The sequence below is a fragment of the Amycolatopsis sp. NPDC049691 genome, assembly GCF_040675005.1.
GTDB lineage: Bacteria > Actinomycetota > Actinomycetes > Mycobacteriales > Pseudonocardiaceae > Amycolatopsis.
Genome location: NZ_JBFANX010000026.1, coordinates 63,643 through 88,596, shown reverse-complemented (window position 1 = coordinate 88,596; position 24,954 = coordinate 63,643). Strand labels below are relative to the sequence as shown.

The 24,954-nt window shown below is 72.4% G+C and carries 23 protein-coding genes; 11 read left to right on the top strand and 12 right to left on the bottom strand.

The genetic code is table 11. From position 1 onward, the window contains the following. Positions 1 to 22 precede the first annotated feature (22 nt). Both AB0J40_RS40510 and AB0J40_RS40505 read left to right on the top strand, forming a co-directional pair. A complete protein-coding gene (locus AB0J40_RS40510) occupies positions 23 to 2,299 on the top strand; it encodes a Tat pathway signal sequence domain protein (RefSeq protein ID WP_364464695.1) in 2,277 nt (758 codons plus the stop codon). Positions 2,300 to 2,403: 104 nt separating this feature from the next. Then, the gene (locus tag AB0J40_RS40505; protein ID WP_364464693.1) at positions 2,404 to 3,348 is read left to right on the top strand and encodes a peptidylprolyl isomerase; all 945 of its coding nucleotides are present in this window, start codon (positions 2,404 to 2,406) and stop codon (positions 3,346 to 3,348) included. On the opposite strand, the gene AB0J40_RS40500 is transcribed toward AB0J40_RS40505, so the two are convergent. The 3 genes from AB0J40_RS40500 to AB0J40_RS40490 all read right to left on the bottom strand — a co-directional run bounded on the left by AB0J40_RS40500 (position 3,349) and on the right by AB0J40_RS40490 (position 7,869). Beyond that, a complete protein-coding gene (locus AB0J40_RS40500) occupies positions 3,349 to 5,091 on the bottom strand; it encodes an FAD-dependent monooxygenase (RefSeq protein ID WP_364464691.1) in 1,743 nt (580 codons plus the stop codon). It lies immediately after the preceding gene. Next, positions 5,088 to 6,845 (bottom strand): maleylacetate reductase and hydroxyquinol 1,2-dioxygenase domain-containing protein, encoded by a 1,758-nt coding sequence (locus AB0J40_RS40495; protein ID WP_364464689.1) that lies wholly within the window; start codon positions 6,843 to 6,845, stop codon positions 5,088 to 5,090. Before AB0J40_RS40495 ends, AB0J40_RS40500 begins: the two co-directional genes overlap by 4 nt. A gap of 148 nt (positions 6,846 to 6,993) precedes the next feature. Further along, positions 6,994 to 7,869, bottom strand: a complete 876-nt coding sequence (locus AB0J40_RS40490) for an AraC family transcriptional regulator (protein WP_364464687.1) — start codon at positions 7,867 to 7,869, stop codon at positions 6,994 to 6,996. A gap of 73 nt (positions 7,870 to 7,942) precedes the next feature. Between AB0J40_RS40490 and AB0J40_RS40485 the strand changes: the two genes are divergently transcribed. Then, positions 7,943 to 8,683, top strand: coding sequence for a DUF4184 family protein (locus AB0J40_RS40485; protein ID WP_364464685.1), 741 nt, complete (start codon positions 7,943 to 7,945; stop codon positions 8,681 to 8,683). Here the strand turns inward: AB0J40_RS40485 and AB0J40_RS40480 are convergent. Genes AB0J40_RS40480 through AB0J40_RS40470 form a run of 3 tightly spaced genes read right to left on the bottom strand, consistent with a single transcriptional unit; the run spans position 8,650 to position 10,950 of the window. After that, on the bottom strand, positions 8,650 to 9,447 hold the full coding sequence (locus tag AB0J40_RS40480; protein ID WP_364464683.1) for a siderophore-interacting protein: 798 nt from the start codon (positions 9,445 to 9,447) through the stop codon (positions 8,650 to 8,652). The two genes, AB0J40_RS40485 and AB0J40_RS40480, sit on opposite strands and share 34 nt — an antisense overlap. Further along, complete coding sequence (locus AB0J40_RS40475) at positions 9,447 to 10,328, bottom strand: PDR/VanB family oxidoreductase (RefSeq protein WP_364464681.1); 882 nt, start codon at positions 10,326 to 10,328, stop codon at positions 9,447 to 9,449. Before AB0J40_RS40475 ends, AB0J40_RS40480 begins: the two co-directional genes overlap by 1 nt. A 1-nt stretch (position 10,329) precedes the next feature. After that, a complete protein-coding gene (locus tag AB0J40_RS40470; protein ID WP_364464679.1) occupies positions 10,330 to 10,950 on the bottom strand; it encodes an MSMEG_1061 family FMN-dependent PPOX-type flavoprotein in 621 nt (206 codons plus the stop codon). A gap of 66 nt (positions 10,951 to 11,016) precedes the next feature. On the opposite strand from AB0J40_RS40470, the gene AB0J40_RS40465 reads away from it, so the two are divergent. Then, positions 11,017 to 11,634, top strand: a complete 618-nt coding sequence (locus AB0J40_RS40465; protein ID WP_364464677.1) for a TetR/AcrR family transcriptional regulator — start codon at positions 11,017 to 11,019, stop codon at positions 11,632 to 11,634. Here the strand turns inward: AB0J40_RS40465 and AB0J40_RS40460 are convergent. Both AB0J40_RS40460 and AB0J40_RS40455 read right to left on the bottom strand, forming a co-directional pair. Then, positions 11,624 to 12,529 (bottom strand): phosphotransferase, encoded by a 906-nt coding sequence (locus AB0J40_RS40460; RefSeq protein ID WP_364464675.1) that lies wholly within the window; start codon positions 12,527 to 12,529, stop codon positions 11,624 to 11,626. The genes AB0J40_RS40465 and AB0J40_RS40460 overlap by 11 nt on opposite strands. Further along, on the bottom strand, positions 12,526 to 13,104 hold the full coding sequence (locus tag AB0J40_RS40455; RefSeq protein WP_364464673.1) for a response regulator transcription factor: 579 nt from the start codon (positions 13,102 to 13,104) through the stop codon (positions 12,526 to 12,528). Before AB0J40_RS40455 ends, AB0J40_RS40460 begins: the two co-directional genes overlap by 4 nt. Before the next feature lie 23 nt (positions 13,105 to 13,127). Between AB0J40_RS40455 and AB0J40_RS40450 the strand changes: the two genes are divergently transcribed. Beyond that, on the top strand, positions 13,128 to 14,096 hold the full coding sequence (locus AB0J40_RS40450) for a histidine kinase dimerization/phosphoacceptor domain-containing protein (RefSeq protein ID WP_364464671.1): 969 nt from the start codon (positions 13,128 to 13,130) through the stop codon (positions 14,094 to 14,096). Here the strand turns inward: AB0J40_RS40450 and AB0J40_RS40445 are convergent. Next, positions 14,059 to 14,742 (bottom strand): helix-turn-helix domain-containing protein, encoded by a 684-nt coding sequence (locus AB0J40_RS40445; protein WP_364464669.1) that lies wholly within the window; start codon positions 14,740 to 14,742, stop codon positions 14,059 to 14,061. The two genes, AB0J40_RS40450 and AB0J40_RS40445, sit on opposite strands and share 38 nt — an antisense overlap. A gap of 95 nt (positions 14,743 to 14,837) precedes the next feature. On the opposite strand from AB0J40_RS40445, the gene AB0J40_RS40440 reads away from it, so the two are divergent. Then, the gene (locus AB0J40_RS40440; RefSeq protein ID WP_364464667.1) at positions 14,838 to 15,953 is read left to right on the top strand and encodes a serine hydrolase domain-containing protein; all 1,116 of its coding nucleotides are present in this window, start codon (positions 14,838 to 14,840) and stop codon (positions 15,951 to 15,953) included. Here AB0J40_RS40440 and AB0J40_RS40435 read toward each other — a convergent pair. From AB0J40_RS40435 to AB0J40_RS40425, 3 genes are all read right to left on the bottom strand, one after another. Beyond that, the gene (locus tag AB0J40_RS40435) at positions 15,911 to 16,639 is read right to left on the bottom strand and encodes a polysaccharide deacetylase family protein (RefSeq protein ID WP_364464665.1); all 729 of its coding nucleotides are present in this window, start codon (positions 16,637 to 16,639) and stop codon (positions 15,911 to 15,913) included. The two genes, AB0J40_RS40440 and AB0J40_RS40435, sit on opposite strands and share 43 nt — an antisense overlap. A 77-nt stretch (positions 16,640 to 16,716) precedes the next feature. Continuing rightward, positions 16,717 to 17,523 (bottom strand): NAD(P)-dependent oxidoreductase, encoded by an 807-nt coding sequence (locus AB0J40_RS40430; protein WP_364464663.1) that lies wholly within the window; start codon positions 17,521 to 17,523, stop codon positions 16,717 to 16,719. Between the two features lie 26 nt (positions 17,524 to 17,549). Next, the gene (locus AB0J40_RS40425) at positions 17,550 to 18,356 is read right to left on the bottom strand and encodes an IclR family transcriptional regulator (RefSeq protein WP_364464661.1); all 807 of its coding nucleotides are present in this window, start codon (positions 18,354 to 18,356) and stop codon (positions 17,550 to 17,552) included. Positions 18,357 to 18,509: 153 nt separating this feature from the next. Here AB0J40_RS40425 and AB0J40_RS40420 point away from each other — a divergent pair, with 153 nt between their 5' ends. From AB0J40_RS40420 to AB0J40_RS40400, 5 genes are read left to right on the top strand one after another with little or no spacing between them, the layout of a single operon-like run. Then, a complete protein-coding gene (locus tag AB0J40_RS40420; protein WP_364464659.1) occupies positions 18,510 to 20,015 on the top strand; it encodes a sodium:solute symporter family protein in 1,506 nt (501 codons plus the stop codon). A 51-nt stretch (positions 20,016 to 20,066) separates the two neighbouring features. After that, entirely contained in the window at positions 20,067 to 21,002 is a 936-nt protein-coding gene (locus AB0J40_RS40415) for a 5-dehydro-4-deoxyglucarate dehydratase (protein WP_364464657.1), read from the top strand. Next, positions 21,002 to 22,258 carry a glucarate dehydratase family protein gene (locus AB0J40_RS40410; RefSeq protein ID WP_364464655.1) on the top strand — a complete coding sequence of 419 codons (1,257 nt, stop codon included), beginning with the start codon at positions 21,002 to 21,004 and terminating at the stop codon, positions 22,256 to 22,258. Before AB0J40_RS40415 ends, AB0J40_RS40410 begins: the two co-directional genes overlap by 1 nt. Positions 22,259 to 22,262: 4 nt before the next feature. Continuing rightward, positions 22,263 to 23,390 (top strand): hypothetical protein, encoded by a 1,128-nt coding sequence (locus AB0J40_RS40405; RefSeq protein WP_364464653.1) that lies wholly within the window; start codon positions 22,263 to 22,265, stop codon positions 23,388 to 23,390. Positions 23,391 to 23,405: 15 nt separating this feature from the next. Then, positions 23,406 to 24,860, top strand: a complete 1,455-nt coding sequence (locus tag AB0J40_RS40400; protein WP_364464652.1) for an aldehyde dehydrogenase (NADP(+)) — start codon at positions 23,406 to 23,408, stop codon at positions 24,858 to 24,860. Positions 24,861 to 24,954: the final 94 nt, after the last annotated feature.

Sequence of the window (24,954 nt, the reverse complement as noted above, 5' to 3'; positions counted from 1 at the left end):
CGCTTTTCGACGAGGAGGTCGAATGGACATCACCCGCAGGACCGTGCTCGGTGGGGCGCTCGCCGGGATCGCCGCCGCCGGCCTGCCGTCCGGGCCCGCCTTCGCCGCCGAGCCCGGTGGTGACGACTTCGGCTGGGCCGGGTTCCTCGGCACCGCCGACCTGTACTGGCGGCGAATGCCGAAGACCTGGTACGAGGGACCGTTCCTGGGCAACGGGTTCCTCGGCTCCGGCATCTACGCCGAGCCGGGGCAGAACGCGGTCCGGTTCAACGTCCAGCACAGCCAGGTCCAGGACCACCGGCCGGAGTTCGGCTCGCTGTTCGGCCTGGCGCGGCTGCCGATCGGGTACTTCACGCTCGAACCGGTCGGGGCGATCACCGCGATCGACTGGCGGATGGACCTGTGGAACGCCGAGCTGACCGGCACGGTCACGACGGCCGCGGGCAGCCTGAGCCTGCGCGCGATCGTCCACACCGGACAGTCGTTGCTCGCCGTCGAGATCCGGCCCTCCGAAGGGGAACGCGGGTTCAAGTGGGTGTTCCACCCGGCGGTCGCGGTCAGCCCGCGCGCCGATCCGGTGTGGAACAAGCCGCCGCCGGCCGGCTACACCGCGAACCCGCCGGTGCAGCTGAGCGGCAGCGGCGACGCGCGGCTGGCCGTCCAGCCGCTGCTGGCCGGCGGCGAGCACGTGACGGCGTGGCGCGAGGTCACCCGCGGTGGCGCGCGCACGCTGTACACGTCGGTGGCGTGGTCGCACCCGGCGAAGACGTCCGTGGCGCGGGCGCTGGCGACGGTCCGCGGGGCTCCCGCGTTCGCCGCGCTCACCCAGGACCACCGGCGCTGGTGGCACGACTACTACCGGGCGAGCTTCCTGTCCATTCCGGACACCCGGCTGCAGAGCTTCTACTGGATCCAGCTGTACAAGGTGGCGTCGGCGGCCCGGCGCGAGGCACCGGTGATGGCGACGTCGGGGCCGTGGCTGGAGAACACGCCGTGGCCGGCGACGTGGTGGAACCTCAACGTCCAGCTCGAATACTGGCTGATCCACGGCTCGAACCACCTGGAGCTGGACGCCGTCGGTTACGCGCTCGGCAAGTACCGGGGCAACCTGACGAGCCAGGTCGCGTCGCCGTACCAGGCCGACTCGGCGGGCATCCCGCGGACCACGGACATGACGCTGCTCAACGGCGTCTCGAACGCCACCAGCGGGTTCCCGGTCGGCATCCCCGGGCAGGACACGCCGACGCCGGAAGTCGGCAACCTGACGTGGGCGCTGCACAACGTCTGGCTGTCCTACCGGCACACGATGAACCGGCGGCTGCTGTCGGACACGCTGGTCCCGTTGCTGCGCAGGGCGATCAACTACTACCTGCACTTCCTCGCCCCGGGCCCGGACGGCAGGCTCCACCTGCCGCCGACGTTCTCGCCCGAGTACGGCGTCAACGCGCCCGACTGCAACTACGACCTCTCGCTCATCCGCTGGGGCTGCAAGACGCTCCTGCAGCACGCGCCCGGCGACCCGCTGGCACCGAAGTGGCGGGACGTGCTGGCGAACCTCGTCGACTACCCGGCCGACGCGAACGGGTACATGATCGGCGCCGGCGTCCCGTTCGCGAAGTCGCACCGGCACTACTCCCACCTGCTGCAGATCTACCCGCTCTACGACATCACCTGGGAGCAGCCGGAGCACCGGGCGATCATCGAGACGTCGCTGAACCACTGGGTCGGCTTCGAGGGCGCGCTGCAGGGCTACACGTTCACCGGGGCGGCGTCGATCTCGGCCCAGATGCTGCGCGGCGAGCAGGCCGCCTTCTACCTCGGCGAGCTGCAGCGGCGGTACATCCAGCCCAACACGATGTACAAGGAGTCCGGGCCGGTCATCGAGACACCACTGTCGGCGGCGAAGTCCGTGCAGGACATGCTGGTCCAGAGCTGGGGCGGGGTGCTCCGGCTGTTCCCGGCGGTGCCGGCGGCCTGGGGCGACGTCGCGCTGCGCGACTTCCGCACCGAGGGGGCGTTCCTGCTCAGCGCGTCCCGGGCGGCGGGGAAGACACGCTGGCTGAAGGTGCACAGCGAGGCCGGGGCGCCGTGCGTGCTGCGGCCGGGCATCGAGGGCGAGCTGGCGGTGACCGACGCGCGAGGCCGGTCGCGGCGCTGGCGCCGGCTGGCCACCGGGGACATCCAGGTCGAGCTGGGGCGCGGTGAGGACGCGTTCGTGTACCGGCAGGGGGATCGGCCGGACTTCGCGGTGCGGCCGGTCGCCCCCGGCGGGGCGAGCTCGCCGTGGGGGCTGCCGTGAGCTGAGCACCCCTCTTCCCGTCCACGAAGACCCTCCTTTCCGCCGATCCCGTCCCGGGGAGGAGGTCTTCGCGGCACAATGGGCGGCTGACGAGGGGAGAGCGGATGAGCGAGCCGGGGGATCGGCCGGGCCACAACGACGCCGAAAGGTTCCGGTACCCGCCACCGTCCCACCAGTACCCGCAGTGGCAGCCGCCGGTGCCGCCGAAGAAGACCTCGCCCGCCGCCGTCGTGCTGATCACCGGTTCGGTCGTCGTCGTCATCGTGATGGCGCTGGCCTTCCTGGCCTGGGGCTATCCCGGGTTCCTGCGCGACGACGACGTCAGCGGCGCCATCGGGACCGGGCCCGCCACGCCGTCGTCGATCCCGGCTTCGCCGTCCACGGCCACCACCGCCCCGAGCGCCGCGTACCAGCTGCCCACCGTCGGCCGGGCCCCGATGCCGCAGCGGTCGAAGCCGCTCGCCGATCCGGTGACCTGCGCCTTCACCCCGGATCCCGCGTCGCCCGCGCCGAAGAAGGTCGCGCCGCCGCCCGACGGCCCGGCGCCGTCGTCCGGCACCGTCCCCGTGCGGCTCGCGACGAGCGCGGGCGCCATCGGCCTCACCCTCGACCGCGCGCTCGCCCCGTGCACCGTGGTCAACTTCCTCAGCCTGGTGAAGCAGGGCTTCTACGACGGCACGTCGTGCCACCGCCTGTCCGTGACGGCCGGGCTGCAGATGCTCCAGTGCGGCGACCCGGCGGGCGACGGCACCGGCGGCCCCGGCTACACGATCCGCGACGAGGTGTTCCCCGAGCTGACCTACGGCCGCGGCGTCCTCGCGATGGCGAAGACGGCCCAGCCCGACTCCGGCGGCTCCCAGTTCTTCCTCGTCTTCGGCACCGTGCGGATCTCGCCGGAGTACACCGTGTTCGGCAGCATCGACGACGCCGGCCTCGGCGTCCTGGACAACGTCGCGCGCGCCGGTGTCGACCCGGCGCGCCCCGGCATCGGCGACGGCAGCGGGCCGCCGAAGATCCCGGTCACGTTCACCCAGGTCACCACGCCGTGATCAGGGCCGGTCGAGCAGCTGCCGCAACGCCGTGAGCAGCGCTTTCGCCGCTTCGGGCGACGCCGTGCGGTGGCGCCAGGCGACGTAGCCGTCCGGGCGGACCAGGAGGCAGCCGTCCTCGTCGATGCCGCTGAGCCGCGCCCAGTCGCCGTACGCGTCGCGGCCTTCCGGGTCGCCGACGCGCACCGCGCGCAGCTCGAGGCCCAGCTCCGCGCCCACCTTGGCCGCGGCGTCGCGCCACGCCGTGCCGGTCAGCCCGGTCAGCACCGTCCAGCGACCGCCGCCGACGAGGTCCAAAGTGGACACCCGGCGGCCGTGCGGCCCGACCAGCCACGCGTGCGGCAGCTTCGCGCCCGGCTCGGTGCTCGGCCGGTGGAACAGCTCGGGGTCGCGGTCGGGTTCGGCGACGACCCCGTCCGGCAGGACCGCACCCGAGGCGTACCGCTGGTCCATCTCGACCCCGTGGGCGTTGAACTCGTAGTGCTTGAGCTCGATCGCCTGCTCCAGCTCACGCCGTTTCCGCGCGCCCTCGGCCGTCGGCGCGAGGCAGGTCTCGAGCCCGGCGGTGATGCCGTCGGCGTCGGTGTCACCGGTGATGCCCAGCGCGGCGAAGATCGGCCCGAACTGGTCGCGGCTCAGGTTCGCGCGGTCGACGATCTGCTTGCCCACGGGGGCGCGTTCGGCGGTGTAGCTGTCGAGCAGCCCTTCGCCCGCTTCGCCGCGCAGCACCATCGCGAGCTTCCACGCGAGGTTGTAGGAGTCCTGGATCGAGGTGTTCGAGCCGAGCCCGTTGGACGGCGGGTGCCGGTGCACGGCGTCGCCGGCGCAGAACACCCGGCCGCTGCGGTACTCCGTCGCGTAGTTGTGGTTGACCGTCCACAGCGAAGTCGAGGTGATCTCGACCTCGAGGTCCGGGTCGCCGACGAGGTCGCGCACCAGCCGCGTCGCCTCCTCGACGTCGACCTCCGGTGGCGCCTGCTCGATGTCGTAACCCCAGGTCAGCAGCCACTCGTTCCACGGCCGCACCATCCGGACCAGGCCCATCCCGATCCCGCCGAGGTGGGCGCCGGGCCGCATGACCCAGTAGAGGACGCTCGGCCGGTGCGCGACGTACGGCGCGAGGTCGGCGGTGAACGTGATGTTCATGCTGCCGGCCTTGCCGGTCTGCCCGGCGATCGGGAGCCCGGCCTGCTCGGCGACGCGGCTGCGCGCGCCGTCCGCCCCGACGAGGTACTTGGCGCGCAACGTGAACTCGTCGCCGCGGACGCGGTCGCGGAACCGGGCGGTCACACCGGTCGCGTCCTGGGTGAAGTCGAGGAACTCGGTGTCCAGCCGCAGTTTCGCGCCGCGCGCGGCGGCTTCACTGGCCAGGATCGGCTCGAGGTAGGTCTGCGGGAGGTCGATCATGTGGCACGGGCTCGCCGCGGCGTACTCGGCCGCCGACCGGTCGCCGGTGCCCCAGCTGGCGATGCGGCCGATCTCGGGCCCGGTCAGCGACGTGCAGAGGACGGTGTCGCCCATCAGTTCCGGCGGCGTGCCGACCGCGAGGGCCTTCTCCTCGACGCCGAGGTCGCGCAGCACCTCCATGGTGCGCTGGTTGGTGATGTGCGCGCGGGGCGTGTTGGCCATCCAGCCGTACTTGGTGGCCAGCACGGTCGGCACGCCATAGGTGGCGAGCAGCAGCGCCGCGGAGCCGCCGGCCGGGCCGCTGCCGACCACGATGACGTCGGTGTCGTAGCTCATTCGCTGCTCCTTGAGATCCGGAAGGTGAAGTCGAGGCGCTGCTCGGAGAAGTCGACGACCAGGCCGTCCTTGACGCCGAAGACGGTGTCGGAGTCGAGGTAGTCGCCGCCGGCGACGAACAGCTGGGTGATCAGCGTCCGGTAGCCGGGCTTGGCGATCATGAAGTGCACGTGCGGCGCCCGGTAGGGGTGCCGGCCGACGGCGTCGAGCAGCTGCCCGACAGGGCCGTCGGCGGGGATCGGGTAGGCGCTGGGGACGATGGTCCGGAACCGCAGCCTGCCGTTTTCGTCGGTGCGGAAGCGGGCCCGCAGCACCGGACCGTCCACATCGGGCAGCTGGACGTCGTAGAAGCCGTCCTCATTGGACTGCCAGACGTCGACGACCGCCTCGGGAACGGGCTGGTCATCGGTGTCCGTGACGCGGATGTCGGTCCACAGCGGAGTTCCCGGAAGCCCCTCCGCGATGTCGGCACCCTGCGGGGTTTCGGGTGGTCCTTCGACGTAGAACGGGCCGAGCACGGCCGACGGGGTCGTGTCCGGCGTGCGCGAGTTGGTCAGGACGTCCACGACGCTCGACACGCCGAGGGTGTCCGACAGCAGGATGAACTCCTGCCGCGTGTCGGTGGTGATGTGGCCGGCGCGGGTGAGGAAGCCGATCGCGTACTCCCACTCGTCCTGCGTCAGGTCGGTGCGGATGGCGTAGGCGTGCAACGTCTCGACGAGATCGGTGAGCAGGGTGCGGACGCGGTCCGGCGCGGCGGCGAAGCTGTCGACGACCTGCTGGGTGAGTGCCTTGAGGCTGGGGGCGGTGGCGGGGCGGGTGCCGGTGAGGGCTTGGCGGAGCAGGTCGGCCTCCGGCTCGCCGTCGATGTCCGCTTCGGTGAGGCCCAGTTCGGCCAGCGAGTGCGGGATCGGGAGGCTTTCGGCGAGCGCGAAGACGTCGCCGGCGTCGTCGAGGCCCTGGTGCGCCATGACGTACGGGAGGAGGACGGCGTGCGTTTCGGCGTGGGGCAGGCCGAACTTGCCGCCGAGGAGGTGGCAGAGCCGGTGGTGCAGGCCCATCCGGACGGCGTCGAGGCAGGTGCCGGCGAGGTAAGCGCCGCGGAGGGCGTCGGTGCGGGCGTCCACATCGGACGGATCCCGCGCGATGCGGGGGAGGGCACTGGTGAGCAGCCGGACGGCCTCGTTCGCGAGGAGGTTCGTCACCGGGTTGGCGTCGGGGGCGTAGCGGGCTTCGACGGCGTGGGCGAGGGCGTTGAGCCCGCTGGCGGCGGAGAGGGGGACGGGCAGGCCGAGGGTGAGGTCGACGTCGTAGAGGACGGTTTCCGGCCGGACCTTCGGGTTCGTCTGGGTGGTCTTGCGGCCGTCGGCGGTCTGGCCGAGGACGGCGGTGAGTTCGGAGCCGGCGTAGGTGGTCGGCACGACGAGCTGCGGCAGGTCGGTGTGCAGGGCGATGGCTTTGGAAAGCCCGGTGGCCGAGCCCCCGCCGACGGCGACGACGCCGTCGACGTCGTGCTCGGCGACGACCTTGAGGGCGCGCTCGGTGACGTCGACGGGGGTGTGCATGACGGGGTCTTCGAAGCGGGCGGCCAGGAGGGAGCCGAGCACTTCTCCGGCCCGGCCGGCGTGCCGAGGGGTGCCGACGAGGAGAACGCGGCGCATCCCGAGGCGGCGGGCCTCGTCCCCGAGGGCGCCGAGCGTGCCGCGGCCGAAGAGCACCCGGACGGGGTTGGCGGCGTAGGTGAACGAGGTCATGCGGGGAGTATCCGGGCGTGGCGGGCGGCGGTCCTGCACGTTCCTGCTGCGGCTCGGCACGAAACGCGCGAGTCCGCCGGTGGGTGCCGCGCGGCTGGCGGCGGACAACAGACCCGCATCGCCGCAGGCCGCGTGCCCTGGCGGCGTCTCAGCCGGTCCGGCGCAGAGCGGCCGGGGTAGTGCCCAGCTGCGCCCGCAAGACCCGCGTCAGGTGCTCCTGGTGCGAAAACCCGCACCGAGCGGCGATCTCCGCGATCGGATCGTCCCCGGTGCGCAGCAGCAACCCCGCCCGCTCGACGCGCAACCGCAGCAGGTACCGGTGCGGCGGCACCCCGGTACGCGCCTTGAACTGCCGCGAAAACTGGCTCACGCTCAACCCGGCCAGCGCCGCCAGGTCGGCCAGCGGCACCGCCTCCGCCAGCCGTTCGGCCATGAAGTCCCGGACCCTCGTGAACTGCCGGTCGGACAACCCCCGCGCCGTCGCCTGCTCCGGGACCGGTCCCGCGTGGTGGCGGCGGACCAGCTGCGCCGCCACGAGCGCGCCCAGCTGGTCGGCGTACGTGCGTGCGCTCGGCTCCCAGTCTCGGACCACTCCGTCCAAGCTGAGCACCAGCTGCTCCAGCAACGGGTCCGTGCTGCCCAGCTCCTCCGCGAGCCGGATCGGCGCGTGGTCGCCCGCCGCCTCCTGGACGGCGGCGTCGGCGATGTACACGTGCACCGTCTCCAGCTCGCCGCCCAGCTCCACCGACAGGTCCGCGTGCGACGGCTGCAGGAACAACCCGCCCGCCGGCATCCGGCGGCTGCGCTCGCGCGGGGTTCCGACGCCGCGCCGGACCGTCACCGGGCCGTCGAGGTGCAGGATCAGCTGGTGGCTGCGGGCGGGCGCGAACTCGGCCCGGTACGGACGTTCCCGCTGCTTGGAGACGTAGACCCGGTCCCAGCCGAGCCCGGCGCTGGTGCGTTCGGGCCGGACCCAGGGCAGCGCGAGGATGCCGTTGGTGTCGCCCAGCCCGAGTTCACCCACGCCTGCCTCCTCGACGTCGAGGCTTCCCGCGATGGTACGCGAACCCCGCGCCCCGGCCGGACGTCCTTTCTCCGTGCCCTTCACCTTCGCCCACCCGGCCGCCGTGCTGCCGCTGGCCCGCCGGCTGTGGCTGCCCGGGCTCGTCGCGGGCTCGCTCGCGCCCGACGTCGCCTACTACGTCCCCGTGCCGGGTGGCGAGCTCACGCACGAGCCGCTCGGGCTGGTCACCGTCGACCTGCTGCTCGGGCTGGTGCTGGTGGCCGCCGGGTACCTGGTGCTCGGCCCGGTGCTCGCGCTCGGCCCGGCCGGCTGGCGGGCGCGCGCGGGACGGCCGGCGGTGCGCGTGCGGTGGCCCGGCGCGGTGGCGGCGATCGTGGTGGGAGGAGCCACGCACCTGCTCTGGGACGCCTTCACGCACACCACCGGCCTGGCGGTGCGGCACTGGCCGTTGCTGCGGGTCTCCGTCGTGGGCCCGCACCGGCTGTACAACGTCGTCGGCTACGTCTCGTCGGTGGCCGGCCTCCTCGTCCTCGCGGTGGTGGCGGTGCGGTGGTACCGCCGCGCGCCGCGGGCGGCGCACGACTGGCCGGTGCTGCCGCGAGCCCTCCGTGCCGGGGTGCTCGGCGCGTTCGGCTGCGGGCTGGTCTCCGGCGGCCTGCTCGGGCTGACCGATCCGGTGAGCGAGGTGAGCGGCTACGACTGGGTGCGGTGCCTGCTGCTCGGCGCCGTGCGCGGGTTCGCCCTGGTCGCGGCGGTCTACGTGGCCGGCTGGGTGGTGGCTCAGCCCGGGGCCGCCCGCCCTTGGCGCCAGTAGCCGAGGAAGGCGATGTCGGCCTTGGGCCAGCCACGGGAACGAACGAGGTGCCGCCGGACGCCCGTGGCCAGCGCGCTCTCCCCGGCCACCCACGTGTACGAGCGTCCGTCCGGCAGGTCCGCGGCCTCGATCGCCTTGAGCGCCAGCGTGCCCGGACGGCGGCCGGGCTCGTCCCGCGGCAGCCAGTGCACCCGCGCTCCCGGCGGCGCCTGCACCGGGCGGACGTCCGCCGTCGTCGGCACCTCCAGGAAGACCTCCGCCACCAGGTCGGCGGGTGCGCCCTCGAGGATCGCCAGGACGGCGGGCAGCGCGCTCTCGTCCCCGGCCAGCAGCTGCCACGACACCCCCGGCGGCGGCAGGTAGCTCACGCCGAGGTCGAACACCCCCGCCGGATCGCCGGGACGCGCCCGCCGGGCCCACGACGCCGCCGGGGCGTCGCCGTCGTGCAGGGCGAACTCGATGTCGATCTCGCCGGGACGCGCGCGCCGGATCGTGTAGTTGCGCACCCACGGCCGCCGCGACTTCGGCATCATCAGCACCTCGGCCATCCAGCCCTCGTTGTCGAGGGTCGGCATCCGCAGCCCGGCCTGGCCCGCACGTGGGAAGAACAGCCGCACGGCCTGGTCGTCGCCCACGACGTCGAGGTCCTCGAGCGCCGCGCCGCCGAGGGTGACGGTCCGGAACGCCGGACTGGGCGCCGTGTTCGCCACGACTTCCAGGGTGAGCATCCGGCGGGAAGCCGGGCGGCGCACCTTCGGGATCATCAGACGTCCAGCACGAGCCGGGGCGACAACGCGCGCGAAACGCACGGGTACATCCGCCCGTCCGGCGCGCCGATGTCGTCGCGGTGCTCGGGAACGCCGTCGAGGACGGTCAGTTCACAGCTCCCGCAGACGCCCTCGCGGCAGCCGGAGGGCACCGGCTTCCCGGCGTGGTCCAGCACGTCCAGCAGGGACTCGTCGGCGGGGACCCGCAGGGTCTGGCCGGAGCGGGCGCACACGACCTCGAACGGCGTGTCCGGCCCGAAGACGCGCTGGGCCGGCTGGAAGCGTTCGGTGTGCACGCGCGGGAAGAGCGCTTCGGCCGCGTCCACCATGGATGCCGGGCCGCAGCAGTAGACCTCCGCCGCCGGGAACTCCGCCGCCAGCGCCGCGAGATCCGGGCGGCCGCGGTCGAACAGCCGCACGCGGTCGCCGTACCCGGCCCGCAGTTCCGCCGCGAACGGCATGGCCGAAAGGGAGCGGCCCGCGTACACCAGCGTCGCCCCGGTGCCGGCGGCCCGCAGCATCGGCACGATCGGCGTGATCCCGATCCCGCCTGCCAGGAACAGGTACTCCGGCGCGGGCACGAGCGGGAAGTGGTTGCGCGGCAACGAAACCTCGAGTGTCCGGCCGGGACGCAGGAACAGGTGGACGTACTCGGAGCCACCGCGGCTGAGGGGGTCGTGCCGGACGGCGATCCGGTAGGCGGAGAGATCCGCGGGGTCGCCGCACAGCGAGTACTGCCGGGTCAGCCAGTTGGGGAGCTCCAGGTCGATGTGCGCGCCCGGCTCCCACGGCGCCAAGGGGCCTTCGTCGCCGCGCAGCACCAGGGAGACGACGTCGTCGGCGACGCGCTCGACGCGGTCCAGAACCGTCTTCTGCATGTCAGTACAGCTTCCGGTAGCCGTCTTCGAGCAGCTGCTCGAAGAGCACGGGGTCGGCGCCCATCTGCTCGGCGGCGATCTCGCCGACCGACGGCAGCTCCGCGGCGAGGGCCTGGCTCGCCGGATCCCACAGGCGTGACCGGATCAGCGCGCGGCCGCAGTGGAAGTACACCTCGGCGACGTCGACGACGATCGCGAGGATCGGCGACTTCGCCTCGGTGCGCATCCGGGCGAGCACGTCCGGGTCGTCGGTGACGTAGGCGCTTCCGTTGACGCGCAACGTCTCCCGCATCCCGGGGACGAAGAACAGCAGGCCGACACCGTCGTTCTCGGCGATGTTGCGGAAGGAGTCGGCGATCTTGTTGCCGGGCCGGTCGGGCAGCGCCAGCGTGCGCTCGTCGAGGACCTTCACGAACCCGGGGTAGTCGCCACGGGGTGAGCAGTCCGCGCGGCCGTTCGCGTCGGCGGTGGCCAGCGTGAGGAACGGCGAGTGGGCGATGAAGCGTCGGGCGTGCCGGTCGATGCGGTCGCCGATCTTGGCCTCGATCATCTCGTCGGGGGCACCCAGCCGGGCCCGCACCTCGTCCATGGTCACTCGGGGCAGCGTGTTTATGCTGGTCATGCCATAATTATGAGCAAATACTCAGATCTTGACTACTCGCTTTCCACGCTCGCCGGAAGGGGAACCGTGACGCCGGACCAGCGCCGCATCCAGCCACGTAAACAGCCGCGTCAGGTCCGCGCCGAGCTGACCCGGCAGCGGATCCTCGCCGCGGCTGCTCACGTTTTCGCCGACCACGGTTACGCCGCCGGCACCACCAACCGCATCGCCGAGCGGGCCGGCATCTCGATCGGCTCGCTGTACCAGTACTTCCCGAACAAGGACGCGATCCTCGCCGAGCTGCTGACCCGCCACCTCGACGACGGCACGGCGGCCGCGGCGAAGGTCCTGACCGGCCCGCTGCCGGACTCGATCGAGGAGATCTTCCGCGTCTTCGTCCGGCTCGCGGTCGAAGCCCACCTCGGCGACCCCCACCTGCTGCGCATGCTGCTCGAGCAGGCCCCGCGCTCGAACGAGCTGCTGGAGCGGATCGGCCGGGTGAAGCGGGACATGGTCGGCCACACCCGCGACCTCCTGGAGGGCCACCCCGAGGTCCGCGTCGCCGACACCGCCACGGCGGCCCGCCTGGTCATCGCGACGGTCGAGCTGGCCGTCCACGACCTCCTGGCCGAGCCCGACCCGATCGACGCCCGGCGGCTCGAGGACGAGATGGTCGCGATGCTGACCCGCTACGTCAAGGGCTGAACCGGCCGGCGCGCCGGAGGCGTTCGGCCGCCTGGTCGCGGACCGCCTCGCCGCACACCGGGGGATCGCCGTGCAGCGCTTCCCACCGCGCGTTGTGCACGGCGGTCCAGAGGCTCGCCGCCCACGCGATCTCCGCTTCTTCCGCGGTGAACCGGCGGCCGCGGAGTTCCTGGTAAGCGGCCAAAAACGTGGCAGAACTCGCGACGGGAGCCAAGCTCGGCGGCGACGCGCTGGCGAACGTCCCGGACGCCGCTCCCACCAGCGCGGCTTCCGGCTGCCACGCCAGGCTGTCCCAGTCGTGCACGGCCCAGATCTCGCCGTCGTACCAACGGAGGTTCTGCGCTTCGAAGTCGGCGTGGCCCAGTACGCGCGGCAGTTCGGTGGCCAGCAACCGCTCGCGCGCCCGGACCGCCGTTTCGACGACGTACGCGGGCACAGCGCTCTGGTCGCGCTCGTCGAGGAACCCGATCGCCGGCCACAACCCCGGGCCCCGGTGGTCCCAGCGGGCCCAGCGCGGGTTCGGCAGCGGCGGTGCGACGACGATGTCGGCCAGTTCGGTCATCAGCCGCGCGAACACCGCCGCGTAGCGCTCGGCGATGGCCGGGCTGTCGCCGAGCAGCATCTCGCCACCGGGCCGCGACTCTTCCGCGTGGACGGCCAGCGACCCGACGCGGACGACGTCCGTCAGCGGCCGCGCACAGGGGAACCCGCGCTCCGCCAGCCGCGCCTGGGCGGCGACGCAGGACGCCTCCCGGCCCTCGGCTTCGCGAGCCTTCACGACGACTTCGCGGCCGTCGGCCAGCCGCAGCCCGACCACCTCCGACACCGAACGGCGCTCGAAGAGCACGTCGACCGGGACGCTGCCGAGGTGCTCCGCGCACCACGACGCGATCATCGGCCCCTGGCCACGAGCGCGGCCTGCGTGCGGCTCGTGACGCCCAGCTTGGCCAGGACGTTCCCCACGTGCGCCTTGACCGTCCGCTCGGCCAGCCGCAGCCGCTTCGCGATGTCCCGATTGGACAGTCCTTCGCCCAGCAGCTCCAGCACGTCCCGCTCGCGCGGCGTGAGCGAGCCGCCCGCGCTCAACGCCGACGCCACCGCCGGGCTCATCGCCGTCACGCCGTGGTGGGCGGCCCGGACCGCGGCCCCGAGTTCGTCGCCGCTCGAGTCCTTCAGCACGAACCCGGCCGCGCCCGCGTTCAGGGCTTCGCGGATCTCGCGGGGCCGGCCGACCGTCGTCAGCATCAGCACCCGCGGTGCCGTGGGCGGCAGGCGGCGCAGGACTTCGAGGCCGTCCATGCCGGGCAGGTAGAGGTCCAGCAGCACGACGTCCGCCGCGACGGTCGAGCCGAGCAGCTCGGCACCGCTGCCGTACCGCGCGACGACGTCGAGGTCCGGCTGCGCCCCCAGGATCAGGGCGATGCCCTCGCGCACCAGCGCGTGGTCGTCGACGACCTGAACCCGGATCATGCCGGCACTCTACTGTCGGGCGCATGCGCCAGTCCCTCGTCACGACGGCCGCGGCCGCCGCGGTGTTCTTCGCCGGCGGCGCCTGGACCCCGCACCAGGGCTGGATCGCGGCGCTGCTCAGCGCGGTCCAGCTGGTCCCGCTGCTGTGGTCGCGGCGCGCGCCCGCCGTCGTGCTCGTGGTCGTCACCCTCGCCACCGCCGGGCACCTGCTGCTCGACCAGCCGCGCAACACGATGTACGTGCCGGTGCTGCTCGCGCTCTACAGCACGCCGCGGCGGTGGCTCGCCGCCGCGGCGGCGCTGGTCGTCGCCGGCGCGGTTTACCCGGCGAAGGGCCCGTTCGACGGCGCGCTCCTGGCCGTCACGATCTGCGCGGTCGCCTGGCTGCTCGGCGCCGAACGCCGGCGCGCGCTCGCCGACCGGGCCGAGCGCGCCGCGCGGCGGCTGCACGACACGCTCGCCCAGACCACGGCCGTGATGCTGGTGCAGGCGGAGACGCTGCGCGCGGTCGGCGACCTGACCGAGGCCGACCGCGAGCGCCTCGACACGCTGCTGGCCGCCGGCCGCGGCGCGCTCACCCTGGTCCGCCGCACGCTCGACGACCTGCGCGACGACGCCGACCGGCCCCCGGACCTCGCGGAGGTCCTGGCCCGGCTGCGCACGGCCGGCCTGGTCCTCGACCGCGACCCGGTGCTGCCCGCCCTGCCGCGCCCGGCGCGCGAGCTGGCCGAGCGGTTCGTCGCGGAGACGGCGGTGAACGCGTTGCGGCACAACGGACCCGGGGTCCGGCTGCGGATCGACGTCGGCACCGAGGACGGCGTGACGATCACCGCGCGCAACACCCTGAAGGGGACACCGCGGACCGCCGCGGGGTACGGCCTCGCGGGACTCGCGGAGCAGGCCGCGGCGGCCGGGGGAGCGGTGACGCACGGCCCGCGCGACGGCGAGTGGGTCGTCAGTCTCGAGCTGGCCGCCCTGCGGGTCGCGCACTGATCGCGGCCTCGATGTCGGCGAGCTGGGCGGCGATGAGCTCTTCGAACGCCGCACGGCGGTCGGCGCCAAGCGGGCGGACCTCGCGGGCGAAGTGAGCCAGGGCGGGGAAGCGCTCGGGGTCGGCGCCCAGCACCGCGACGCGGAACAGCTCCATGCCCTGCTCGTGTTCCTCGGGCGTGACGGTGCTGACGCCGGCCTCGGCCGCGATCAGCGCGGCGAAGAGGATCGCGATCCGGTGGTAGCGCGCCGGGATCTGCTCGTCGGGCAGGCCTGACGCGCGCAGAGCCTGCAGCACCTCCTCCATCACCAGCCGGGACCCCGCGCCGCTGGAGGCGTAGCGGCCCCACACCACGGCGATCTGCGGCTGCTCGCCGAACGCCTCGCGCAGGCGCAGGGCCAGCGCGGTCAGGCGTTGCTTCCAGTCGCCTTCGGGGCGGTACCCGGTCATGGCGCCCACGAGGATCCGGTCGGCGAGCGCGCGCAGCAGCTCGGTCTTGGTGCGGAAGTGCCGGTAGAGGCTCGAAGAGTCGGTTCCCAGCTCCGCGGCGAGCTTGCGCACGCTGAACGACTCGGCGTCGCCGCGGCGCAGCAGGTCCGCGGCCGTGTCCAGGATTTCCTCGGTCGTCCAACGCCTTCGGTTCGCCATCTCGTCCTTTCGCCGACCGTCAGCATAGCTTATGCACTTGTTGTTGCACGCAGTGCGTGCATAATGAGGACACTTCCCTTCCGAAAGGAGTCCCCATGGATCACGCGAAACTGGACGCGGCGCTGGAGGCGGTCCACCGCGCCGGCGTGCCGGGCGTGTTCGCCGAGGTACGGGCCGGTGCCGAGGTCTGGCGGGGCGCCGCCGGCGTCGCCGACGTCGAGACCGGCCACCCCGTCTCGGCCCGGATGCGCCACCGCGTCGGCAGCGTCACGAAGACGTTCACCGCCGCCGCGGTGCTGCGCCAGGTCGAGGCCGGCCGGATCGGGCTCGACACCCCGATCGGCCACTACCTGCCGTCGCTCGTCCCCGGTGACCGCGGGCGGGCGATCACGGTCCGGATGCTGATCGACCACACCAGCGGGCTCGCCGAGTACCTCCCGTACGCCTACCCGAGCCTCAAGGCCTTCCCCGACCTGGCGGCCACCCGGCCGGACAGCCTCGACGACCACCGGTACACGCGGTTCGACCCGGTCGAGCTGATCGGGATGGGCGTCGGCGCGCCGCCGGCCGGCCTCCCGGGCGGCACTCCCGGCGTGTACTCCAACACCAACTACCTGCTGCTGGGCCAACTTCTCGAGCACGTCACCGGTGGCAGCGCCGAGGAGTGCATCACCCGGGACGTCATCGACCGCGCCGGGCTCCGCGACACCGGGTTCCCCACCGGAACGCACGTCGAGGGGCCGCACTCGAAGCTCTACGAGTCGTGGTTCGGCATGATCGACCCGCCGCGCGACTACAGCGTCTTCGACATGTCGTGGGTGGGGCCGTCGGCTTCGCTGATCTCGACGGTCTCCGACCTCAACCGCTTCTTCAAGCTGTTGCCGGCGGGCGAAATCGTCGCACCGGCCTCGCTGGCGGAGATGCGGCGGACGGTCCGGATCATCTCCCAGGAGGGCAAGCCGATCGACTACGGCCTCGGCCTGCACCCGGTGGAGTCGACGGACTTCTGGGGCCACGGCGGCACGGTCTGGGGCGGCGGAACCCTGGCGGCGACCCGCGCGGACGGCGGGCGGCAGTTCGCGGTCGCGGTGAACCTCCAGCGCTGGAACCGGCTCGACGCGTCGGGCCGGCCGCAGCCGCACCCGATCGACGGCGCGCTCGCCGCTCTCTACCGGGAGGCGATGAGCTGGGACACGGTCGCGAACCGGTAGCCCTGCTCCTTGAGGCGGTCGACGATCGGCGCGATGGCCTGCCGGGTCTGCTCGCGGCTCGCGTACATCCCGTGCAGCAGCACTATCGAGCCCGGCCGGACCTGGCTCACGGTCGTCGAAACGACGGTCGCCGCGTCCGGGGTGCCGTCGGAGTCGGGCTCGACGTCCCAGGTGACCGTGGTCCGGTGGTGTGACGCCAGGTAGTGCGGCAACGCGAAGAGCTTCTTGCCGTTCGGCGGCCGGAACAGGATCTCGCCGGTGTAGCCCGTCGTGCGGATGAGGGCGTCGGTCGCCTCGACCTCGTCCGCGACCCACGCCGGCGTCACGCCGATCATCCGTTCGTGGCTGAAGCTGTGGTTGCCGATCTCGTGGCCCGCTGCGGCGATGTCGTGCGCGAGATCGGGGTGCGCGGCGATGTCGCGGCCGATGAGGAAGAAGGTCGCCGGGACCTGACGCGCCTTGAGCGTCTCCAGGATCGCGTGAGTCCCGGCCGGGTCGGGCCCGTCGTCGAAGGTGAGCGCGACGACCTTCTCCGTCGTCTCGACGCGGTCGACGAGGGTGCCGAAGAACTGGAAGGTCCGCGACTTCGAGACTTCGAACAGCGTGACCGCGGCACCGAGCACGACGACCAGCACGACCGCGACGGCGATGGCCCACTTCCGCGCGCGGCGGGATTTCAAGATCATGCGGCCACCTTGGCGAGGACCCCGGGAACGCGGGAAGCCGCGAAGGTACTAGTACCTCCGCGGCTTCCCGGAAACCGTCAGAGCGGGTTGAAGACGCCCAGGGGAGCGGTGCAGAACGGGCCGCCGACGTACTCGGCCGCGATGCCCGTCGGCGCCGGCTTCGACGCCAGCTGGTCCGCGTACACCTCGGCGTCGTCCAGCGACTTGTAGCCCAGCGCCTCCGCCTCGGCGAGGGAGTAGATCCGGCGCGTGTTGTCCGAGACGCCCCAGATCAGCCGGTACCCCGGCGACGGCGCCGCGAGACACGCCTCGAACAGCCGGGCGCCGTCGTCCGGGGACAGCCACGTCGTCAACCCGCGCGGGCCCAGTGGCAACGGCGTCTCGAAGCACGAGCCGATCCGGATGACGATCACGTCCATGCCGAACCGCGAGTGGTACAGGCTGCCCAGCGCTTCGATCGCCGCCTTGGAGACGCCGTAGTACGTGTCCGGGCGCGGGGACGAGTCCGCCGGGAGGTCCTCGTCGTTGCGCCGGAAGCCCACCGCGTGGTTGCTCGACGCCAGGATGACGCGGGAAATCCCCGCCGCACGCGCCGCTTCCAGCACCGTGTGCGTCCCGTTGATGTTGACGTCGAGGGTCGCTTCCCACGAGTTCTCGCGGCTGTGCCCGCCCAGGTGGATCAGCGCGTCGACGCCTTCGCACGCCGAAGCCATCGCCGCCGCGTCGGTGACCGAAGCTGTCACGACCTCCTCGGAGGCGTCCGACGCCGTCTGCGGGGCGACGTCGAGCAGGCGCAGCACGCGGCCTTCGCGCTTCAGGCGGGGGCGCATCAGGGTGCCGACGACACCCGCCGACCCGGTGATGAGCACGCGCTGGTCCGTCATGGGTTTCCTCTCGGTAAGGGCGGCGGTCAGCGAATGCCGGCCCGGCGCAGCTGCTGCCCGAGCTCGGCGGTGGTTTCGGCGAGCAGCTCGCCGACGCGCTGGGCGTCGGCGTCGGTCACCTGGGCGATCGGCATCGAGCAGCTGATCGCGTCCGTGCCCGGGATCCGGTAGGGGATCACCGCGGCGACGCAGCGCACGCCCAGCGTGCCCTCCTCGACCTCGGCGGCGTACCCGCGCTCGCGGGTCGCGGCGCACTCGGCGTGCAGGCCTTCGAGCGTGGTGATGGTGTTCGGCGTCAGCGCGGTCAGCGACGCCGGCAGCATCAGCGCCTCGATCTCGTCGTGCGTCAGCTCGGCCAGCAGCGCCTTGCCCAGCGCGGTCGCGTGCGCGGGCAGCGTGCGCCCGACGCGGGAGACGAGGTGCGTGGACCGCTGCGACTCGCGCGTCTCCAGGTAGACGACCTCGGTGCCGTTGCGGCGCGCGAAGTGCGCGGTGAAGCCGGTCTTCTCCCGGATGCGCTCCAGCGCCTCGGTGGCGAACGGGACGACGGCGTCGCGGTCGAGGTACGCCGTGCCGCAGATCAGCGCGCGGACGCCGAGGCGGTAGCGGGCGGTGTTCGTGTCGGCTTCCAGCCAGCCGGCTTCCAGGAGCGTCCGCAGCAGGCCGTGCAGGGAAGAGCGGGGAAAGCCGGTGCGCGCGTGCAGATCGGACAGGGACAGCCAGACGTCGTTCGCGGCGAACGTCTCGATGAGGTCGACGGCCCGGCGCGCGGACTTCACGCCTGAGGACTCGGCCGGGGCGCTCTCGGCCGCGTTGTCCACCTTTTGCGGCATTTGTGTGCCTCCGTCCGGCCGTTGACTTGTGACTCCGGCCATATTAGCGTCCCGAACAACGTTCTTATGGATGAACATAATCACTATAACAGACTCCGTTCATAGATGTGAACAGCACGACCACATCGAAGTGGACGCGGAAGGGAGCCTGCGGTGCACGCACTCGACTGGACGATGGTCTGCGCGTACTTCGCGCTGATGATCGTCATCGGCTGGTGGTCGCACAAACGGGTCAGCGACGTGAAGGACTTCTTCACGGCCGGCGGCAAGATGCCGTGGTGGCTGGCCGGCATCTCGCACCACATGTCCGGCTACAGCGCCGTGCTCTTCGTCGCGTACGCGGGCGTCGCGTACACCAGCGGCGTCACCGTGTACTTCTGGGGCTTCGCCAGCATCGGCATCGGCGTGGGCATCGGCAGCTGGCTGTTCGCCGCGCGCTGGAACCGGTTGCGCTCGAAGCTCGGCGTCGCCTCCCCGCTGGAGTACCTCGCGAAGCGGTACAACGTGCCGACGCAGCAGGCGCTCGCCTGGAGCGGCAGCCTGCTGAAGATCTTCGACATCGCGGCCAAGTGGTTCGCCGTCGCGACGCTGCTGCACGTCTTCGCCGGGCTCGACTACAACCTCGGCATCCTCATCACCGGCGCGGTCACCCTCGTCTACTGCACCATCGGCGGTCTCTGGGCCGACGCGCTCACCGACTTCGGCCAGTTCGTCATCCAGGCCATCGCGGCGGTCGTGATGATCGTGGTCGTCCTCGGCAAGCTCGGCGGGATCTCGGCGCTCTGGACGATCTGGGACAAGCTGCCCGAGGGGCACGTCAACCCGGTGACGTCCAAGTACACCACGATCTTCCTCCTGGTGTACGTGCTCGTGAAAACGCTGGAGTACAACGGAGGCATGTGGAACCTGGCGCAGCGGTACATGGCCGCGCCGAACACCCACGAGGCCAGGCGCGGCGCGCGGCTTTCGTCCGCGCTGTACCTGTTGTGGCCGCTGGTGCTGATGTTCCCGATGCTCGCGGCGCCGCTGCTCATCCCGGGCATCAAGGACCCGACGCAGTCCTACGCGATCATGACGACGACGTTCCTGCCGCCGGGCCTGGTCGGCCTGGTGCTCGCCGGCATCTTCTCGCACACCATGGCGATGGTCTCCTCCGACGCCAACGCGATCTCCGCGGTGATCACCCGCGACATGATCCCGGCGATGGTCCGCCGCGCCCGGCAGTGGACCGACGTCCAGGGCCTCAAGGCCGCCCGGATCACCACGGTGATCTTCGTGGCCCTCACCATGCTCGTGGCCACCCAGGCGCAGAACCTCGGCGGCGTGCTGCAGATCGTCGTCAACTGGGTCGCCGCGCTGATGGGCCCGATCTCGATCCCGCTGCTGCTGGGCATGCTGCCGTGGTTCCGCAAGTGCGGCCCGCGTGCGGCGCTGGTGTCCTGGGCGGGCGGGCTGATCGACTACGCCCTCGTGTACTACGTGTTCAACGCGAACCAGACCGTGCTGATCGCGACGCCGATCCTGGTCTCGCTCGCCCTCTACGTCGGTCTCGGCCTGCTCGCCCCCGAGCGCAGCGCGGCCGCCGATGAGATCGTCGACACCGTGAACGCCGACGACGACGTCGACCGCACGGCGGAAGGCACGACCGTGCCCGCTTGACCGACGCCGGTCCACCCCCGGCCGCACCCGACAAACGGAGAGCAGAAACAGATGGCACAGACCGAGATCGCGCTGGACGGCCTGCTGGCGTTCCCCTTGACCCCGTTCACCGAGCACCTCGAGGTCAACCTCGACGCGCTCGCGGAGAACGTGGAGAGCCACATCGCGGCGGGCGCCGGCGCCCTGTTCGTCGCGTGTGGCACGGGGGAATTCAGCTCCCTGTCGCCGGCCGAGCACGCCGCGGTGCTCGCGAAGACCCGTGAGGTCGCCGCGGGCCGGGTCCCGGTCTGGGTGGGTGCGGGCGGGGGTGCCGCCTCGGCGCGGGCCGGGATCGCGGCGGCGCAGGAGGGGGGCGCGGACGGCGTGCTGCTGCTGCCGCCGTACCTGGTCACCGGGCCGCCCTCGGGCCTGGTCGACTTCGTCCGGTACGCCGTCGGCGACTCGTCGGTGCCGGTGATCGTCTACCACCGCGGCACCGGCGTCTTCACGGCGCAGACCGCGGCGGCGCTGCTCGACATCCCCTCGGTCGCCGGGCTCAAGGACGGCTACGGCGACGTCGAGGTGATGACCCGGATCGTCACCACCATCCGCGCGCTGGACACCGAGCGGGCGCGGAACTTCCTGTTCTTCAACGGGTTGCCGACCGCGGAGGTCTCGGCCAAGGCGTACGCCTCGATCGGCGTCGCCCGGTACTCCTCGGCGGTGCACTGCTTCGCCCCCGAGATCGCGCACCGGTTCCACCGGGCGCTCGGCGAGGGCGACAGCCGCGTGATGGACGCGCTGCTGACCGGCTTTTACCTGCCGCTGGTGGCGCTGCGGGACGAGACGCCCGGTTTCGCCGTCTCGCTGGTGAAGGCCGCGGCCCGGCTGCGCGGGGACAAGGTCGGCCCGGTCCGGCCGCCGCTGGTCGAGCCGACGCCGGAGCAGATCCACCGGCTGGAGAAGATCGTGGAGGACGGCTTCGTCACGCTGAAGGCGCTGGGCTGATGAAGATCCTCGATGTGGTGCTGACGCCGGTGGCGTTCGCCGACCCGCCGCTGCTCAACGTCATGGGCGTGCACGAGCCGTTCGCGCTGCGCAGCGTCGTGCAGGTCAAGTGCGAAGACGGCATCGTCGGGCTCGGCGAGTCCTACGGCGATTCCGCGTTCCTCGGCGAGGTGCGCAAGGTGCTGCCGCGGCTGCGCGGCCACGACGTCTTCGACCTGCCGGGCCTGCAGCGGCTGGTCGCCGAGGCGCTGTCGGACACGGTCCTGACCGACGCGCACGGCCTGATCGGCGGGTTCTCCATCCGCAAGACCGTGGCCAGCGTCTTCTCGCTGTTCGAGGTCGCCTGCCTGGACGCGCAGGGGCAGTACCTCGGCCGGCCGGTCACCGACCTGCTCGGCGGCAAGGCGCGCGACGCCGTCGAGTTCTCCGCGTACCTGTTCTACAAGTACGGCAAGCACGTCGACGGCCGCGAGGACTCGTGGGGCGAGATCACCACGCCGGAAACCCTGGTGGGGTCGGCGAAGCGGATGATCGACGAGTACGGCTTCCGCTCGATCAAGCTCAAGGGCGGCGTTTACGAGCCGGCGCAGGAGGTCGACGGCATCCGGGCGCTGGCCGAGGCATTCCCCGGGCACCCGCTGCGGATCGACCCGAACGGCGCGTGGACGGTCGAAACCGGCATCCGGGTGGCTCACGAGCTGGACGGTGTCCTGGAGTACCTCGAAGACCCGACGCCGGGCATCGAGGGCATGGCCCAGGTCGCCGCCGAAGCGTCGATGCCGTTGGCCACCAACATGTGCGTGGTCAACTTCGGCGACATCGAGCCGGGCTTCCGGGCGCGCGCGATCGGCGTCCTGCTGTCGGACCACCACTTCTGGGGCGGCCTGCGGGCGACGCAGTCGTTGTCGACGACGTGCGAGAGCTTCGGCGTCGGCCTGTCGATGCACTCCAACAGCCACCTCGGGATCAGCCTGGCCGCGATGGTGCAGGTCGCCGCGGCGACCCCGCACCTGACCTACGCCTGCGACACGCACTGGCCGTGGAAGGTCGAGGACGTCATCGAGCCGGGCGTGCTTTCCTTCCGCGGCGGGGCCGTCGAGGTGCCCACGACGCCGGGGCTGGGCGTGACGCTGGACGAGGACGCGCTGGCGCGCCTGCACGAGAACTACGTCCGATGTGGACTGACCAAACGGGACGACGTGACCTACATGCGCAAGTACGTCGCCGGGTTCGAGCCGAACACGGCGAGGTGGTGACCCGGTGAAGGTGACGGGATACGCCTACCCCTGGGACGTCCTGGAGCCCGGGTTCGTCTCGCGCGTGGAGGATCTCGGCGTCGACGAGGTGGCCGTCGCGCTGTCGTACCACAGTGCCCGGGCGGCGACGCCGTGGTCGGCTTCGCGCACCGCGGTCGTCGCCCGGCACGCCGCGTTCTACCGGCCGCTTTCCGACGGGTGGGGCACGCTGCGTCCGTCCACTCCGGACTGGGTGTCCTCGGAGGACAGTGGTGGCGACGCCGTCCGGCTGCTCACCGAGGCCGGCATCCCGGCCGCCGCGTGGATCGTGCTGACCCACAACTCCCAGCTCGGCTACGAGCACCCGGACGTCGTGGTGCGCAACTGCTTCGGCGAGCCGTACCCGTGGGCACTGTGCCCGTCGCAGCCGGCGGTGCGCGAGTACGCGGCGACGCTGACCGCGCAGGCTGTTGCCGGGCTGGAGCTGTCGTCGGTGATCCTCGAAGCCTGCGGCCCGCTCGGTGTGGTGCACCAGCACCAGCACGAGAAGACCGACGGCGTGTGGGCGCCCGCGGTGGCCCGGCTGCTGTCGATCTGCTGCTGCGAGGCGTGTGCTGCTTCGTGGGACGTCGACGCCGGCACCGTCCGGGCGCAGCTCGTCGAGGAGATCCGGCGGCTGGTCGCGACCGGCGATCTGGCTGTCACGGCCGACGGTCTACCGCCATCGTTGACCTCGATGCTGCTGCGGGTCCGGCAGGAGGCCACCGATGCCCTGCGGGCCGCCGTTTTGGCGACGCTGCCGGCGGGCATCCGGGTCGTGCTGCACGGCGCGCTCGACCCGTGGGTCACCGGCGCGCTGCCGGGTCTCACGCCGTCCGCTGCCGACGACGTCGACGCGGTCGTATTGTTCGGCTGGGCGCCCGCCACGGGCGCCGAAGCCGTCGCGGCGGCGCGGGAGGCCCTGCCCGAGCGCGTCGCGATCGGCAGCTACATCACCGCGGTCGCCGCCGCGCCGGTGCCGGACATCGCCGCGTACGCCGGCGAGCTGGCCAAGGCGGGTGCCGCGGAGCTGCACCTGTACCACCTCGGACTGGCCGGTCCGGGTCGCTGGAGCGACCTGGCCGCGGCCACCGCCGCCGCCCATGAGAACTGAGGAGCTGTTCCACCCATGAGCCAGGCCACCGACGCCGCCACGCTCGAGAAGATCCTCGCGGGGGCCGCAGCGGCCGCCCGCCCCGCCGCCGAGGCGACGCCGGCCGAGCGCGCCCGCTGGCTGGTCGCGGCCGCCGACGCCCTCGACGCCGCCGCCGACGACCTCGTCCCGCTGGCGCACCGCGAGACCCACCTGCCGGCGACCCCCCGGCTGGCCGGCGAGCTGAAGCGCACGACGTTCCAGCTGCGCCTGTTCGGTGAGGTGCTCACCGACGGCGAGTTCCTGGGCGCGACCGTCGACCACGCGGACCCGGACTGGCCGATGGGCCCGCGGCCGGACATCCGCCGCGTCAAGACCGCGATCGGCCCGGTGCTGGTGTTCGCGGCGAGCAACTTCCCGTTCGCGTTCAGCGTCGCCGGCGGTGACACGGCCTCCGCGCTCGCCGCGGGCTGCCCGGTCGTCCTCAAGGCGCACCCCGGGCACCCGGAGCTGTCCGCGCTGACCGGCCGGATCCTGCGGGATGCCCTGATCGGCGCGGGCGCGCCCGAGGGCATCTTCGACGTGATCTTCGGGCAGGAGGAAGGCGTCACGGCGCTGAAGGACCTGCGGATCGCGGCGGCGTCGTTCACCGGGTCCATCCCCGGCGGGCGCGCGCTGTTCGACATCGCGAACGCGCGCCCGCGGCCGATCCCGTTCTACGGCGAGCTGGGCAGCGTCAACCCGGTCGTCGTCACCGAGGCCGCCGTCGCCGCGCGGGGGGAGGCCGTCGCGAAGGGGTACGCCGGGTCGTTCACCCTCGGTGCCGGCCAGTTCTGCACGAAGCCGGGGCTGCTGTTCCTGCCCGAGGACCACAACCTGACCTCGACGCTTCGATCGGCGCTGGAGGGTGCCGCGGCCCAGCCGATGCTCAACGACCGCATCGCTTCGGGCTTTTCTTCGCAGCTTTCGGCGCTGAAGGAGGTCCCGGGCGTCGAGGTGGTGTCCGCGTCGGATTCTTCCGCGCCCGCGTTCACCCCGACGCTGCTGGCCACGACGGGCAAGCAGTTCCTCGAGGGCGGCGACACCGTGCACGAGGAGTGCTTCGGGCCGGCATCGCTGATCGTCACGTATGCCGACCAGGCCGAGCTGCTGCGCCTGCTCGACGTCATCGAACCGGGGCTCACCGCCACGATCCACGGCGAGGAGTCCGATGTGGACTGGATCCGGCCGGTGCTGCCGGCGCTGGCCCGCATCGCCGGCCGGCTGCTGTGGAACGACTGGCCCACCGGGGTGACTGTGAGCTGGGCCCAGCAGCACGGCGGCCCGTACCCGGCCACGACGGCCCCGACCACGACGTCGGTCGGCACCGCGGCGATCGAGCGGTTTCTGCGGCCGGTCGCGTGGCAGGGCTTCCCGGACGCGTTGCTGCCCGAACCCCTGCAGGAGGCCAACCCCTGGCAACTGCCCCGCCGCACCGACGGCTCCCGCTGACCCGGCGGGGTGCCTCCCGCGCGGGGGCGCCCCCCGGTTTCCATTCTACCGTTTGGCACCGACAGTTTTCGGGCGCTGTTGGCCCGGATCCCGA

Excerpts from the sequence above, each read along its gene's own strand:
- AB0J40_RS40510 (WP_364464695.1), top strand. The coding sequence starts at position 23 with ATGGACATCACCCGCAGGACCGTGCTCGGTGGGGCGCTCGCCGGGATC.
- AB0J40_RS40505 (WP_364464693.1), top strand. The coding sequence starts at position 2,404 with ATGAGCGAGCCGGGGGATCGGCCGGGCCACAACGACGCCGAAAGGTTC.
- AB0J40_RS40500 (WP_364464691.1), bottom strand. The coding sequence starts at position 5,091 with ATGAGCTACGACACCGACGTCATCGTGGTCGGCAGCGGCCCGGCCGGC.
- AB0J40_RS40495 (WP_364464689.1), bottom strand. The coding sequence starts at position 6,845 with ATGACCTCGTTCACCTACGCCGCCAACCCCGTCCGGGTGCTCTTCGGC.
- AB0J40_RS40480 (WP_364464683.1), bottom strand. The coding sequence starts at position 9,447 with ATGATCCCGAAGGTGCGCCGCCCGGCTTCCCGCCGGATGCTCACCCTG.
- AB0J40_RS40475 (WP_364464681.1), bottom strand. The coding sequence starts at position 10,328 with ATGCAGAAGACGGTTCTGGACCGCGTCGAGCGCGTCGCCGACGACGTC.
- AB0J40_RS40470 (WP_364464679.1), bottom strand. The coding sequence starts at position 10,950 with ATGACCAGCATAAACACGCTGCCCCGAGTGACCATGGACGAGGTGCGG.
- AB0J40_RS40460 (WP_364464675.1), bottom strand. The coding sequence starts at position 12,529 with ATGATCGCGTCGTGGTGCGCGGAGCACCTCGGCAGCGTCCCGGTCGAC.
- AB0J40_RS40455 (WP_364464673.1), bottom strand. The coding sequence starts at position 13,104 with ATGATCCGGGTTCAGGTCGTCGACGACCACGCGCTGGTGCGCGAGGGC.
- AB0J40_RS40450 (WP_364464671.1), top strand. The coding sequence starts at position 13,128 with ATGCGCCAGTCCCTCGTCACGACGGCCGCGGCCGCCGCGGTGTTCTTC.
- AB0J40_RS40445 (WP_364464669.1), bottom strand. The coding sequence starts at position 14,742 with ATGGCGAACCGAAGGCGTTGGACGACCGAGGAAATCCTGGACACGGCC.
- AB0J40_RS40440 (WP_364464667.1), top strand. The coding sequence starts at position 14,838 with ATGGATCACGCGAAACTGGACGCGGCGCTGGAGGCGGTCCACCGCGCC.
- AB0J40_RS40435 (WP_364464665.1), bottom strand. The coding sequence starts at position 16,639 with ATGATCTTGAAATCCCGCCGCGCGCGGAAGTGGGCCATCGCCGTCGCG.
- AB0J40_RS40430 (WP_364464663.1), bottom strand. The coding sequence starts at position 17,523 with ATGACGGACCAGCGCGTGCTCATCACCGGGTCGGCGGGTGTCGTCGGC.
- AB0J40_RS40425 (WP_364464661.1), bottom strand. The coding sequence starts at position 18,356 with ATGCCGCAAAAGGTGGACAACGCGGCCGAGAGCGCCCCGGCCGAGTCC.
- AB0J40_RS40415 (WP_364464657.1), top strand. The coding sequence starts at position 20,067 with ATGGCACAGACCGAGATCGCGCTGGACGGCCTGCTGGCGTTCCCCTTG.
- AB0J40_RS40410 (WP_364464655.1), top strand. The coding sequence starts at position 21,002 with ATGAAGATCCTCGATGTGGTGCTGACGCCGGTGGCGTTCGCCGACCCG.
- AB0J40_RS40400 (WP_364464652.1), top strand. The coding sequence starts at position 23,406 with ATGAGCCAGGCCACCGACGCCGCCACGCTCGAGAAGATCCTCGCGGGG.